The 12,221-nt window shown below is 68.3% G+C and carries 14 protein-coding genes; 8 read left to right on the plus strand and 6 right to left on the minus strand.

The features are described 5' to 3' along the window. The first annotated feature begins 111 nt into the window (after nt 1–111). The 5 genes from folP (at nt 112) to W7U_RS25190 (ending at nt 3,277) form a co-directional block, all read left to right on the plus strand. Nucleotides 112–936, plus strand: coding sequence for a dihydropteroate synthase (folP, locus tag W7U_RS02730; RefSeq protein WP_226057909.1), 825 nt, complete (start codon nt 112–114; stop codon nt 934–936). Beyond that, nucleotides 933–1,931, plus strand: coding sequence for a glucosyl-3-phosphoglycerate synthase (locus tag W7U_RS02735; RefSeq protein ID WP_008254606.1), 999 nt, complete (start codon nt 933–935; stop codon nt 1,929–1,931). The genes folP and W7U_RS02735 overlap by 4 nt, the downstream gene beginning before the upstream one ends. A 59-nt stretch (nt 1,932–1,990) precedes the next feature. Continuing rightward, nucleotides 1,991–2,353: a DivIVA domain-containing protein gene (locus tag W7U_RS02740; protein WP_008254608.1), complete on the plus strand. Its 363-nt coding sequence runs from the start codon at nt 1,991–1,993 to the stop codon at nt 2,351–2,353. A gap of 2 nt (nt 2,354–2,355) precedes the next feature. Beyond that, nucleotides 2,356–2,937 (plus strand): DNA-3-methyladenine glycosylase I, encoded by a 582-nt coding sequence (gene tag / locus W7U_RS02745; RefSeq protein WP_008254610.1) that lies wholly within the window; start codon nt 2,356–2,358, stop codon nt 2,935–2,937. Between the two features lie 166 nt (nt 2,938–3,103). Next, nucleotides 3,104–3,277 carry a DUF3117 domain-containing protein gene (locus tag W7U_RS25190; RefSeq protein ID WP_003878471.1) on the plus strand — a complete coding sequence of 58 codons (174 nt, stop codon included), beginning with the start codon at nt 3,104–3,106 and terminating at the stop codon, nt 3,275–3,277. A 27-nt stretch (nt 3,278–3,304) separates the two neighbouring features. On the opposite strand, the gene glgA is transcribed toward W7U_RS25190, so the two are convergent. Then, nucleotides 3,305–4,477, minus strand: coding sequence for a glycogen synthase (gene glgA, locus W7U_RS02750; protein WP_008254614.1), 1,173 nt, complete (start codon nt 4,475–4,477; stop codon nt 3,305–3,307). 154 nt (nt 4,478–4,631) lie between these two features. On the opposite strand from glgA, the gene glgC reads away from it, so the two are divergent. Beyond that, the gene (glgC, locus tag W7U_RS02755) at nt 4,632–5,846 is read left to right on the plus strand and encodes a glucose-1-phosphate adenylyltransferase (protein ID WP_008254617.1); all 1,215 of its coding nucleotides are present in this window, start codon (nt 4,632–4,634) and stop codon (nt 5,844–5,846) included. A gap of 117 nt (nt 5,847–5,963) precedes the next feature. Here the strand turns inward: glgC and W7U_RS02760 are convergent, their stop codons facing one another. The 5 genes from W7U_RS02760 to W7U_RS02780 form a co-directional block, all read right to left on the minus strand. Beyond that, a complete protein-coding gene (locus W7U_RS02760; RefSeq protein ID WP_008254618.1) occupies nt 5,964–6,638 on the minus strand; it encodes an isoprenylcysteine carboxylmethyltransferase family protein in 675 nt (224 codons plus the stop codon). Nucleotides 6,639–6,645: 7 nt separating this feature from the next. Beyond that, a complete protein-coding gene (locus W7U_RS02765) occupies nt 6,646–8,289 on the minus strand; it encodes an ABC transporter permease (RefSeq protein WP_085976832.1) in 1,644 nt (547 codons plus the stop codon). Next, nucleotides 8,286–9,251 (minus strand): ABC transporter ATP-binding protein, encoded by a 966-nt coding sequence (locus W7U_RS02770; RefSeq protein ID WP_008254621.1) that lies wholly within the window; start codon nt 9,249–9,251, stop codon nt 8,286–8,288. Before W7U_RS02770 ends, W7U_RS02765 begins: the two co-directional genes overlap by 4 nt. Then, nucleotides 9,241–9,879, minus strand: a complete 639-nt coding sequence (locus W7U_RS02775; protein WP_008254623.1) for a TetR family transcriptional regulator — start codon at nt 9,877–9,879, stop codon at nt 9,241–9,243. The genes W7U_RS02770 and W7U_RS02775 overlap by 11 nt, the downstream gene beginning before the upstream one ends. A 72-nt stretch (nt 9,880–9,951) precedes the next feature. Then, nucleotides 9,952–10,620 carry an O-methyltransferase gene (locus W7U_RS02780; RefSeq protein ID WP_008254624.1) on the minus strand — a complete coding sequence of 223 codons (669 nt, stop codon included), beginning with the start codon at nt 10,618–10,620 and terminating at the stop codon, nt 9,952–9,954. Nucleotides 10,621–10,821: 201 nt separating this feature from the next. On the opposite strand from W7U_RS02780, the gene sigE reads away from it, so the two are divergent. Next, nucleotides 10,822–11,577 carry an RNA polymerase sigma factor SigE gene (gene sigE / locus W7U_RS02785; RefSeq protein ID WP_036428615.1) on the plus strand — a complete coding sequence of 252 codons (756 nt, stop codon included), beginning with the start codon at nt 10,822–10,824 and terminating at the stop codon, nt 11,575–11,577. Between the two features lie 142 nt (nt 11,578–11,719). Next, nucleotides 11,720–12,115, plus strand: a complete 396-nt coding sequence (gene rseA, locus W7U_RS02790; RefSeq protein WP_036429159.1) for an anti-sigma E factor RseA — start codon at nt 11,720–11,722, stop codon at nt 12,113–12,115. The last annotated feature ends 106 nt before the right edge of the window (nt 12,116–12,221 follow it).

Genomic DNA, 12,221 nt, shown 5'->3' on the forward strand with positions numbered 1-12,221 from the left:
GTGCCGTCACGCTCGCGACCTGGCACTGCACGCTGTTCAGCGACCAGGCACCATAGACGCGTGCAATCGTCGTTCTGCGGCCGTCCCGTGTCAGCCGATCGCGCGCTGATCATGGCGATCGTCAACCGCACCCCGGACTCGTTCTACGACAGGGGCGCGACCTTCAGCGACGAGGCCGCCCGGGCGGCCGTGCACCGGGCCGTGGCCGACGGCGCCGACGTCATCGACGTGGGTGGCGTCAAGGCCGGCCCGGGCCAAGAGGTCGACGCCGACACCGAGATCGCCCGGCTGGTGCCGTTCATCGAATGGTTGCGCGACGCCTATCCCGACCACGTGATCAGCGCCGATACCTGGCGCTCGGAGGTCGCCAAGGTGGCCTGCGCGGCCGGGGCGGACCTGATCAACGACACCTGGGCAGGCGTCGACCCCGCCCTACCGGAGGTGGCCGCGGAGTTCGGGGCGGGTCTGGTCTGTTCGCACACCGGCAACGCGCAGCCGCGCACGCGCCCGTTCCGGGTGAACTACGGAACCGCCACGCGCGGCGTCGTCGACGACGTGATCGCCCAGGTCACCGCCGCCGCCGAGCGGGCGGTCGCGTGCGGGGTGGCCCGCGACCGGGTGCTCATCGACCCGACGCACGACTTCGGCAAAAACACCTTCCACGGGCTGCTGCTGTTGCGGCACGTCGGCGATCTCGTCGATACCGGGTGGCCGGTGCTGATGGCTTTGAGTAACAAGGACTTCGTCGGGGAGACTCTGGGTGTGGAATTGACCGAGCGGCTCGAGGGAACGTTGGCGGCCACCGCGCTGGCCGCGGCCGCCGGTGCGCGGATGTTTCGCGTGCACGAGGTCGCCGCCACCCGCCGGGTGCTGGAAATGGTGGCCTCGATCCAGGGGACGCGCCGGCCGGCCCGCACGGTGAGGGGGCTCGCATGACGATGTCGGACCTGGTCGCGGGCGATCTGGCCAGCGACGGGTTGCTCGCCGCGAGGCCGGGGGACACCTGGCTGGCCGACCGCAGCTGGAACCGTCCGAGCTGGACCGTCGCCGAGCTGGAGGCGGCCAAGGCCGGGCGGACCATTTCGGTGGTGCTGCCGGCCCTCGACGAGGAAGACACCATCGAGTCGGTGATCGACAGCATCTCACCGCTGGTCGACGGGCTGGTCGACGAGCTGATCGTGTTGGACTCCGGCTCCACCGACGACACCGAGATCCGGGCGGTCGCCGCCGGCGCCCGCGTGGTCAGTCGCGAGCAGGCGCTGCCCGAGGTGCCGATACGGCCCGGCAAGGGCGAGGCGTTGTGGCGGTCGCTGGCGGCCACCCGCGGCGACATCGTGGTGTTCGTCGACTCCGACCTGATCAACCCGCACCCGATGTTCGTGCCGTGGCTGGTCGGCCCGCTGCTCACCTGCCCACCCTCCCGCGGCATTCACCTGGTCAAGAGCTTCTACCGGCGGCCCCTCAACGTCGCCGACGTGGGCGGCAGCGCGGGCGCGACCGGCGGCGGGCGGGTCACCGAGCTGGTGGCCCGGCCGTTGCTCGCGGCGCTGCGCCCCGAGCTGGGCGCTGTGCTGCAGCCGCTGGGTGGCGAATACGCGGCCACCCGCGAATTGCTGACGTCGGTGCCGTTCGCCCCGGGCTACGGCGTGGAGATCGGACTGCTGGTGGACACCTTCGACCGGCTGGGGCTGGACGCGATCGCCCAGGTCAACCTGGGCGTGCGGGAGCACCGCAACCGACCGCTGGCCGAGCTGGGCGCGATGAGCCGCCAGGTCATCGCGACCCTGCTGTCGCGCTGCGGGATCCCCGACTCCGGGGTCGGCCTGACCCAGTTCGTGGCCCACGGGCCCGACGGCGAGGGCTACACCCAGCACACCTCGCCGGTGTCGCTGGCGGACCGGCCGCCGATGCAGGCGATCAGGCCCCGATAGCCGCCGACGCCGTCACGCTGCGCATCGCCGTGTCGGCGGCATAGGGCAGTATCGATCCCGTGGCGTTGGTGTTGCTGTACCTGGTGGTCCTGGTGCTGGTGGCGATCGTCCTGTTCGGCGCGGCCAGCCTGTTGTTCGGTCGCGGCGAGCAGCTGCCGCCCCTGCCCCGGGGGACGACGGCGACCGTGCTGCCGGCCTACGGGGTGACCGGCTCCGACGTCGACGCCGTCAAGTTCACCCAGACGCTGCGCGGATACAAGACCAGCGAGGTGGACTGGGTGCTGGACCGCCTCGCCCGCGAGCTGGAGGCCCTGCGCGGCCAGCTGGCCTCGGTCGTGGAGGCGCACGCCGCGCCCGCCGCCGACCAGGACACCGAGGACGATTCGGCGGAACCCGGCGAGGGCGAGGATCGTCAGGACTGAATGTGAGTGAAGACGAGCTGGTTCGGTGCAGCTGGGCGGCCATTCGGCCCGGGCCGGACTTCGAGATGTACCGCGATTACCACGACCAGGAATGGGGCCGCCCGCTGCACGACGGGGTGGCCCTGTTCGAACGGATGAGCCTGGAGGCCTTTCAGAGCGGCCTGTCGTGGCTGATCATCCTGCGCAAGCGGGAGAATTTCCGGCGCGCGTTCTCCGGGTTCGACATCACGACGGTCGCCGAGTACGGCGACGGCGACGTGCAGCGGCTGATGGCCGATCAGGGAATCGTGCGCAACCGCGCCAAGATTGACGCGACGATCGCCAACGCGCGCGCGGCCGCGGAGCTGGGTACTCCGGCGGACCTGGCGGAGCTGCTGTGGTCGTTTGCGCCGTCGCCGCGGTCACGCCCGGCCGACGCATCCGAAATTCCCTCGGCCACTGACGAATCGAAGGCCATGGCCCGTGAACTCAAGAGGCGCGGGTTCCGCTTCGTCGGTCCGACCACCGCCTACGCGTTGATGCAGGCAACCGGCATGGTCGACGACCATATCCGGGGTTGCTGGGTGCCCGCGACCGCCCGCTGAGCACACAGTTGTGGGTCTTTGTACGAGCGGTGACCTGGATAGGGAACAATGGAGGGGTGATAAGTCAGTTCGTGGCCGGGCATGGCTTGAAGTTCGCTGGCCGGGCGTGCTCGGTGCCGACCAGGTCCGCGCGGGCGGGCCAGCTCGAACCTGGAGGGAGCACTCGATGGCGGCGATGAAGCCCCGGACCGGAGACGGTCCTCTTGAAGCAACGAAGGAGGGGCGCGGCATCGTGATGCGGGTACCACTTGAAGGTGGAGGTCGACTGGTCGTCGAGCTGACGCCCGACGAAGCCGCTGCCCTCGGTGACGAACTCAAGGGCGTCACAAGCTCCAGCTAGGGCTTGCCGCCGAACGATTCGGCGGTGCTACGCACACACCTTCCGATAGATCTCCAGGGTCTGCTCGGCGACGTGGGCCCACGAGAACTCCTCGACGCAGCGTTGGCGTCCTGCCTTGCCGTAGCGCTGCGCTTTTCCGCGGTCGGCGACGAGCTCGTTGACCGCCTCGGCCAGTCCGGCCCGATAGCCCGCCACATCGCCGGGGTCGTAATGCACCAAAGTCCCGGTGACCCCGTCGGCGACCACCTCCGGGATCCCGCCCACATCCGAGGCCACCACCGCGGCCCCGCAGGCCATCGCCTCCAGATTCACGATGCCCAACGGCTCATACACCGACGGGCACACGAAAACCGCTGCGGCCGATAAGATTTCGCGCAACTCGCCGATGGGAAGCATTTCCCGGATCCAGAAGACGCCGGTGCGTGCGCGGGCCAGGCCGGCGACCGCATCCCGAATCTCCTCGGCGATCTCCGGGGTGTCGGGCGCCCCGGCGCACAGCAGCACCTGCGCCTCCGGGCTGAACCGGTGGGCGGCCGCCACCAGGTGCGCGACGCCCTTCTGCCGGGTGATGCGGCCCACGAACACCACCAGGGGACGGTCCGGATCGACACCCAGTGCGGCCAGCATCGACTCGCCCTGCGATGGGGCCGCCGGGCACCACACGTCGGTGTCGACGCCGTTGCGGATGACGTGCACGGCTCCGGGATCCAGCGCGGGGTAGACGCGCAGGATGTCCTCGCGCATCGCTGAGCTCACCGCGATGACCGCGTCGGCGGCCAGCACCGCGGTGTGTTCGACCCAGGTCGAGATCCGGTAGCCCCCGCCGAGTTGTTCGGCCTTCCACGGGCGCAGCGGCTCGAGCGAATGCGCGGTCAACACGTGCGGGACGTCATAGAGCAGCGCGGTCAGGTGCCCGGCCATGCCGGTGTACCAGGTGTGTGAATGCACTACGGTGGCCGCCGACGCCGCGTTGGCCATCAGCAGGTCGGCGGACAGCGTCGTCATCGCCGCGTTGGCGCCCTGCAACCGCGGGTCGGGCTGGTGCACCTGCACGCCCTGGGCGCCCGCCCGGGGTGCCCCCATGCAATGCACGTCCACCGCGCACAGCCGGCGCAATTGGCTGACGAGTTCGGTGACGTGTACGCCCGCCCCTCCGTAGACCTCTGGGGGGTATTCCCGAGTCATCATCGCCACCCGCATACCCGCACGGTAGTTCCGCGACGGGGAGGGCCGCGAGCCGGGCGGCGCCCTCGGTGCGCCCGCAGCCAAATACCTTGACGGACAGCCCCACAGAACGCGGGCAATAGCCCCTTCCCCCTGGCAGCGTTTCGCGGCGGCCGATAGGTTTGACACCATGAGGGAAGCACCACACGTGCTGGGCATCGTCCTGGCCGGCGGTGAGGGCAAGCGGCTGTATCCGCTGACCGCGGATCGCGCCAAGCCCGCGGTTCCCTTCGGGGGCGCCTATCGGCTGATCGACTTCGTGCTGTCCAACCTCGTCAACGCCCGCTATTTGCGGATCTGCGTTCTGACGCAGTACAAGTCGCATTCACTGGACCGTCACATTTCACAGAACTGGCGGTTGTCCGGCTTGGCCGGTGAGTACATCACCCCGGTGCCCGCGCAGCAGCGGCTCGGTCCGCGCTGGTACACCGGTTCGGCCGACGCGATCTACCAGTCGCTCAATCTGATCTACGACGAAGACCCCGACTACATAGTGGTTTTCGGCGCCGACCACGTGTACCGGATGGATCCCGAGCAGATGGTCCGGTTCCACATCGACAGCGGGGCGGGCGCGACCGTCGCCGGCATCCGGGTGCCGCGCAGCGAGGCCACCGCGTTCGGGTGTATCGACTCCGACGAGTCCGGGCGCATCCGCCAATTCGTGGAGAAGCCGCTGGATCCGCCCGGCACCCCGGACGACCCCGAGACGACGTTCGTGTCGATGGGCAATTACATCTTCACCACCAAGGTGCTCATCGACGCGATCCGCGCGGACGCCGACGACGACCATTCCGATCACGACATGGGTGGTGACATCATCCCGCGACTGGTCGACGACGGGATGGCCGCGGTGTACGACTTCAGCGACAACGAGGTGCCCGGCGCGACCGACCGTGACCGGGCCTACTGGCGTGACGTCGGAACGCTCGACGCGTTCTACGACGCACACATGGACCTGGTGTCGGTGCATCCGGTGTTCAACCTCTACAACAAGCGCTGGCCGATCCGCGGCGAGTCGGAGAACCTGGCGCCGGCCAAGTTCGTCAACGGCGGTTCCGCGCAGGAGTCGGTGGTGGGCGCCGGCAGCATCATCTCGGCGGCCTCGGTGCGCAACTCGGTGCTTTCGTCCAACGTTGTGGTCGACGACGGCGCGATCGTGGAGGGCAGCGTGATCATGCCCGGCGCTCGCGTCGGCCGTGGCGCGGTGGTGCGCCACGCGATCCTGGACAAGAACGTCGTCGTGGGGCCGGGCGAGATGGTCGGGGTGGACCTGGAGAAGGACCGCGAGCGCTTCGCGATCAGCGCCGGCGGTGTGGTCGCGGTGGGCAAGGGCGTCTGGATCTAGCTCGGTCAAGCACCGCGAACCGTGCCTCGGCGCCGACGCGACGAAAGTCGTTGATCCGCAACACCGTTCGTCGCGCCTGGTGGCGGCGACGCCGGGCCAATACCGTCGGTGCGCCGGCTACCAGAGGTAGGGAACCAACCGATAGCGCACGCGCTCGGCGTATTCGCGGTACCCGGGCAATTCGTCGAAGAGGAGCTTCTCTTCGTCGAAGATGCGCAGCGCGAGCACGATGGTGCCGGGGATGACGAAGAGCAGCCCCCAATACGAGTCGAGCGCCAGGGGGATGCCGATCATCATGATCACGTTTCCGACGTACATCGGATGGCGCACGAATCGATACAGGCCGCCGGACACCAAGGTCTGGTCCGCTTCCACCGTGACCGTGGCACCGGCATAACTGTTCTGGACGATCACCAGCATGGCGATGCCGAGCCCGGTCGCCACCAGCAGATCGCCGAGCAGCGACAGCCAGACCGGTACCGACGACCAGCCGAACCGATGATCGAGCGCGCTGAACACCATCGTGGCGAAGAGACCCAGGAACGAGGCGGTGATGATGAACTTCTGCGAGGTTCGGGGTTCGGCCCGCGGGCCGGCACGCATGCGCCGCTGCAGGGCCGCGGGGTTGGCCCTGCTGAGGTAGACCGTGGGCACGATGGTCGCCACCGTGAACACGGCGATGAAAACCCACGCCTGCCAGTAGTGCAGCGTGCCCGCCGGCAAGAGCAGGATCAACACCCACGAGAGAATGCCTCCGAGGGATGTCGTCGTCACGCGGATCCCGGTTTTCATCTCGCTCCTAGCAGCGTAGATCGCGGCGCCGAAAAGCCAGGGCGCCCAGAATTACCAACCCTACGTCGATGGCCAGTAGCCATAGCAAGGGCACGGCGGTGAAATCGGCGCCAATTCTCGGGATGTGCCCGAACGGTTCGAGGTCGAGCAACCACTGCGGGAACCGGGCCAACGATCCGATCAGGTACAAAGCGATGAAACCGATCAGCACGCCCCAGGCCACCGGTGTGAACCGCGGCGCGACGCCGAATACACAGAGCGTCACGGCCGACAACAGCCAGACCGCCGGGAGTTGGACCGCCGCGCTTGCGACGACCATCGCGAGTTTGCCGCCCACATCGCCGGCCGCGATGCCGTAGACCACTCCGGCGGTTACCCCGCAGGCCAGCATCGCGAGCGCGGATCCACCCAGCGCGGTCACCAAATGGCTCGCGAGCCAACGAGTTCGCGACACCGCGCCGGCCAGCACCGTTTCGGCTCGCTGGCTGGATTCTTCCTGGTGCAACCGCAACGTGAGCGAAACGGCGAACGCGGCGGCCACCATGCCCATCATGGCGAAAGCCACGGCGATGAAGGCCTGCTCGAGGGCGCTGGTGCCGCCCATCCGCGCGACGATGTCGCGGGCCGGACCGCTGTCGCCCAGCTCGTCACCGATGCCGTGCACCACGCTGCCCACCAGCAATCCGTACAGGCACAGTCCGACCGTCCACAACAGCAGCGCGGCCCGGTCGAGACGCCACGTCAGCCCGAACGCGTTGCTCAGCGCCGGCGCGGCGGTCGCGGGACCGGGCCGCTCCGCGATGAGCCCCGCGCCGACGTCACGGCCGGCGAGCAGCCAATACGCCACCATGGTCAACGCGGACGCGGTGACCAGGTGCAGCAGCAGCACCCACCAGCGATCACCCGCATACGGTTTGACCAGTAGCGACCACCCCAGCGGAGACAGCCACGACAGTGTGCCCGACCCGGCGTCGCCGACGGCGCGCAGCGTGAACGCGGTTCCCAGGACGGCGAACGCGGCACCGCGGGCGAGCCTGGCGCTGGGCGACAACTGCGCGGTCACCGCGGCGACCGCGGTGAACACCAGGCCGGAGCAGGCCAGCGCCGCACCGAACGCCAGCGACCCGGCCGCCGGGACGTCGGTGCTCAGCAGCCCGGCTGCGCCGATCGCGCCCGTGCCGAGCGAGGCCCCGAAAGACAGCAGCAGCGCCGCGCTCAGGCTGGCGTAGCGGCCGATCGCGGTCGAGTCCACCAACTCGGTCCGTCCGTTCTCCTCGTCGGCGCGGGTGTGCCGGATCATGGTGAGGATGACGGCCACCGCGATCAGCACGTGGAACATTCCGGCCTTCCAAATCCCCACGGCGCCAAGGCTGTCGCTGTAGACCTGGCCATACAGCGCACGCTGGGCCGGGCTGGCCATGATGGAGGCGGCGAACCCGGCACGGGCGGCCTCGGTGGGGTAGATCTTTTCGATGCTGCCGACGTACACCGTCGCCAGCGGCACCGACAGCAGAAACACCCACAGCGGCAACGAGAACCGGTCCCGGCGCAGGTAGAGCCGCAACATCGCAAGCGTTCCGGAGAAGTTCGAACTGCGCTGGGGGGCAGGCGATGCCGACGCGTAACGCCGGTCCAGTGTGGTCGCGCTCATGACAACGACACCTTTTGCGCATCGCGCCCGTGCCGGCCGTCGCCGCCGGACGCGTCTCCGGACGTGTCATAGTGGCGCAAGAAGAGCTCTTCGAGCGTCGGCGGCTGGCTGACGAGACTGCTCACGCCGGCGTCACCGAGCACGCGGATGAGCTCACCCAGGCTTTCGCTATCGACCTGGGCGCGCAGCGTATTACCCTCGACGCTGATGTCCTCGACGCCCTTGATCCGCCTGAGATCGCCCGGATCGCCGGTCATTTCGGCCCTGATCGAGGTGCGGCTCAGATGCCGCATGGAGCTCAGCGAACCACTTTCGATGGTCTTGCCCGCCCGGATGATCGTCACGCGTTCGCACAACGCTTCCGTTTCGGCCAGGATGTGGCTGGACAACAACACCGTCGTGCCCCGGTCGCGGGCCTGCGCCACGCACTGTTGAAACACGTTCTCCATCAGCGGGTCCAGTCCACTGCTGGGCTCGTCCAGGAGCAGCAGCCTGGCATGGGACGAGAACGCCGAGATGAGGGAGACCTTCTGGCGGTTGCCCTTCGAATACGTGCGGGCCTTCTTGTGCGGGTCCAAATCGAAGCGCTCGATCAGCTCCGCGCGGCGCCGCTTGTCGATGCCGCCGCGCATGCGGGCCAGCAGGTCGATGGTCTCTCCACCTGTCAGCGACGGCCACAGCGTCACATCACCAGGAACGTAAGCGATTTGACGATGCAGCGCAACGGATTGGGTCCAGGGATCACCGCCCAGCAACCGCACGCTACCGCTGTCGGCCTTCACCAGGCCCAGCAGGATGCGGATGGTGGTGGACTTCCCGGCGCCGTTAGGGCCGAGGAATCCGTGGACCTCCCCCTCCCGCACAGTGAGATCGAGGCCGTCCAGCGCCCGCACCGCGCCGAATTTCTTGGTGAGGCCCCGGATTTCGATAGGGGCGGAGCCGACTGAATTTTCAGGTGCCATGGGATTCTCCTTGATCTTCGGCAGCCAGGAACGCGTCGTACATGGTTCGGTCGGTCAGCAGCCCTTCGGTATAGACCTCGAGGGCGGGCAGGATCATGTCGCGCGAGTAGTCGCGCAGCACCGCGCGCAGATCCGTTGGTGTTTCGTGCATTTGGATGTAGAGCAGGAATCCGCCGCCTCCGGTGATCGCCAGATACCTGGCCCGGGCCTGGGGATCGCGGCTGGGTTTGATCGTCCCGGCGCGCACGCCCTCTTCCATGTACCCTTCCGTGTTGTCAATCATCCTGCGCCACATCATGTTCGCCAGATCGCCGCCGGTCTGCATGCTGCGCACCAGGTATGCCATCAGTGGTGCGTAGTCCTCGATCTCTGCCAACTGGGCGAACCAGGTGGCCGGGTCGTTGGACTGGATAGCCTCGGACTTGGTGTTGCGGATCTTTTCGGCGATGTAGTCCTCGCAGGCCTTGCGCAGGCCCTCCTTGGAGCCGAAGTGGTGGATCACCAGCGCGGCACTCACGCCCGCCGCTTCGGCGATGGCGCGAAGCCCGACACCGAACCCGTGCTCGCCGAACTGCTCGATGGCCGCATCGCGGATCCGGGCGGCGGCCGTCAGGTCGGCTGAACGCATGTTCAGTACACTAAACACGCGTTCAGCCCGCGGTCAAGGACGACCCGCGTCAAGAATTCGTAAAAGTGCGAATCAGTCGCGAACGGCGGCCAGGATGCCGTCGCCGAGCGGCACCAGCGCCGGGGTGAGCCGCTCGTCCTCGGCGATGAGGCGGGCCGCCTCGCGCACCGCCACCACCTCGGCGTCGCGGGCGGCCGGATCGCCGGCCCGCCCGCCCAGCGCGGCCCGGTGCACCACGATCACGCCGCCCGGGCGCAGCAACCGGACGCCCTCGACGACGTAGTCCGGCTGATCGATCGGGTCGGCGTCGATGAACACCAGGTCATAGGACTCGTCGGCGAGCCGGGTGAGCACCTCTTGGGCGCGGCCGCCGATCAGCCGGCTGCGCGACGGTCCGATGCCCGCCTCGGTGAACGCCTGCTTGGCCAGCCGCAGGTATTCGGGCTCGATGTCGATCGTGGTCAAGACGCCGTCGTCGCTCATGCCCGACAGCAACCACAAGCCGCTGACACCCGCGCCGGTGCCCACCTCGGCGACGGCCTTGCCACCGCTCAGCTTCGTCAGCATGCTCAACAACGCCCCGACGGCCGGCGTCACCGCGCCCGCCCCGATGTCGACGGCCCGCTCCCGGGCGGCGGCCAGCAGCGCGTCCTCCGATATCGATCCCTCGGCGTGGGCAAACAGCGATTCGGCCCGGCTGGGCGCCGTGTGGCCAGGGGCTTCTGCGTCGGTGCCGTCCATGCCCGCAGCGTATTCCAATTCATCGCACGAACGGACAGGCGCGCCTGAACCGCACGCTGGCGACACGCCCAAGAGGCCAGGCGCGTTTAAGGTCACCGCGCGGTGGATATCTCCTGCACAACGCAGGGCACGAAACGGTTTCTCAGGCGCAGCTCAGATTGTTCATATACCGCACATACGCCGATACGCGACGGTGTCCGTATGGATCGCGGAGCGCGTTGGACTGGGAATACCGAATGGCAGCTGCCTGTTGCCGTCAATGACGAAGTGCCACTGGGTGGCGCACCCGATTCGGAGGAATTGATCATCACCACTCTTCTCAGTCCGTCCAGCATGTCGCACGCGCAAGAGCGCCCCACCGACGAGTGGGTGGAGCCCTCGGATGCCCCGCAGGGGACCGCGGTTTTCGACGCGACCGGGGACAAGGCGGCGATGCCGTCGTGGGACGAGCTGGTACGCCAGCACGCCGACCGGGTGTACCGGCTGGCCTACCGGCTTTCCGGCAATCAGCACGACGCCGAGGACCTCACGCAGGAGACCTTCATCAGGGTCTTCCGGTCCGTGCAGAACTATCAGCCGGGAACGTTCGAAGGGTGGCTGCACCGCATCACCACCAACCTCTTCCTCGACATGGTGCGCCGACGCGCGCGCATCCGGATGGAGGCGCTGCCCGAGGATTACGAGCGGGTGCCCGCCGACGAGCCCAACCCCGAGCAGATCTATCACGATTCACGGCTGGGGCCCGATTTGCAGGCCGCACTCGATTCGCTGCCGCCGGAATTTCGCGCGGCCGTCGTCCTGTGCGACATCGAAGGCCTGTCCTACGAGGAGATCGGTGCCACCCTGGGCGTGAAGCTCGGGACCGTCCGCAGCCGCATCCACCGCGGACGCCAAGCCTTGCGGGACTACCTGGCCGCCCACTCCGGTCGGCAGGAACTGCGCGCCCAGTCGGCGTAGGCAGCGTCGCCCCGCCTGTCTCGGCAGCGGAGCGATCAGGTAGATATTCAGCGGCTTTGCGCCCGTAGCTGCGGTATTGCGCACCGGCTCGCGCTACATTCGAGAGGAGGCGGCAATGAGAATGAGTGGCAAGGAGCTGGTAATGCCCGATCGAGGACATGTGTTCCGCCGCGCGTTCTCCTGGCTTCCCGCTCAGTTCGCCTCCCAGAGCGACGCGCCCGTGGGCGCACCCCGCCAGTTCGGTTCCACCGAGCACCTGTCCGTCGAGGCAATCGCCGCGTTCGTCGACGGCGAGTTGCGGATGAACGCTCACCTGCGGGCCGCGCATCACCTGTCGATGTGCCCCCAGTGCGCGGCCGAGGTCGACGATCAGAGTCGGACGCGCGCGGCGCTGCGCGACTCCCACCCCATCCGCATCCCCAGCACGCTGCTCGGCATGCTGGCCGACATTCCCTACGACTCGCGCGACGACTCGACCGCGCAGGCCTCCGACCCCTTCGCCGACCGCGAGGCCCGCGAGCGGCGCAGGCGCCGATAGTCGGACCCGCTGCGTACTGGCCCCACACGCTCGTTCATGTCGCCCTACGGCGCGCCGTGGATACTAGGGTGGACACGGACAACGCCGGCGCCGCGTATATAGGCCG

This window comes from Mycobacterium sp. H4Y (assembly GCF_000364405.1).
Lineage (GTDB): Bacteria > Actinomycetota > Actinomycetes > Mycobacteriales > Mycobacteriaceae > Mycobacterium > Mycobacterium intracellulare.

What these genes read in the sequence shown, in the direction of transcription:
- W7U_RS25190 (WP_003878471.1), top strand. Translation starts at nt 3,104, where the DNA reads ATGGCGGCGATGAAGCCCCGGACCGGAGACGGTCCTCTTGAAGCAACG.
- W7U_RS02760 (WP_008254618.1), bottom strand. Translation starts at nt 6,638, where the DNA reads ATGAAAACCGGGATCCGCGTGACGACGACATCCCTCGGAGGCATTCTC.
- glgC (WP_008254617.1), top strand. Translation starts at nt 4,632, where the DNA reads ATGAGGGAAGCACCACACGTGCTGGGCATCGTCCTGGCCGGCGGTGAG.
- rseA (WP_036429159.1), top strand. Translation starts at nt 11,720, where the DNA reads ATGCCCGATCGAGGACATGTGTTCCGCCGCGCGTTCTCCTGGCTTCCC.
- W7U_RS02765 (WP_085976832.1), bottom strand. Translation starts at nt 8,289, where the DNA reads ATGAGCGCGACCACACTGGACCGGCGTTACGCGTCGGCATCGCCTGCC.
- W7U_RS02735 (WP_008254606.1), top strand. Translation starts at nt 933, where the DNA reads ATGACGATGTCGGACCTGGTCGCGGGCGATCTGGCCAGCGACGGGTTG.
- sigE (WP_036428615.1), top strand. Translation starts at nt 10,822, where the DNA reads ATGGATCGCGGAGCGCGTTGGACTGGGAATACCGAATGGCAGCTGCCT.
- folP (WP_226057909.1), top strand. Translation starts at nt 112, where the DNA reads ATGGCGATCGTCAACCGCACCCCGGACTCGTTCTACGACAGGGGCGCG.
- W7U_RS02770 (WP_008254621.1), bottom strand. Translation starts at nt 9,251, where the DNA reads ATGGCACCTGAAAATTCAGTCGGCTCCGCCCCTATCGAAATCCGGGGC.
- glgA (WP_008254614.1), bottom strand. Translation starts at nt 4,477, where the DNA reads ATGCGGGTGGCGATGATGACTCGGGAATACCCCCCAGAGGTCTACGGA.
- W7U_RS02780 (WP_008254624.1), bottom strand. Translation starts at nt 10,620, where the DNA reads ATGGACGGCACCGACGCAGAAGCCCCTGGCCACACGGCGCCCAGCCGG.
- W7U_RS02775 (WP_008254623.1), bottom strand. Translation starts at nt 9,879, where the DNA reads ATGCGTTCAGCCGACCTGACGGCCGCCGCCCGGATCCGCGATGCGGCC.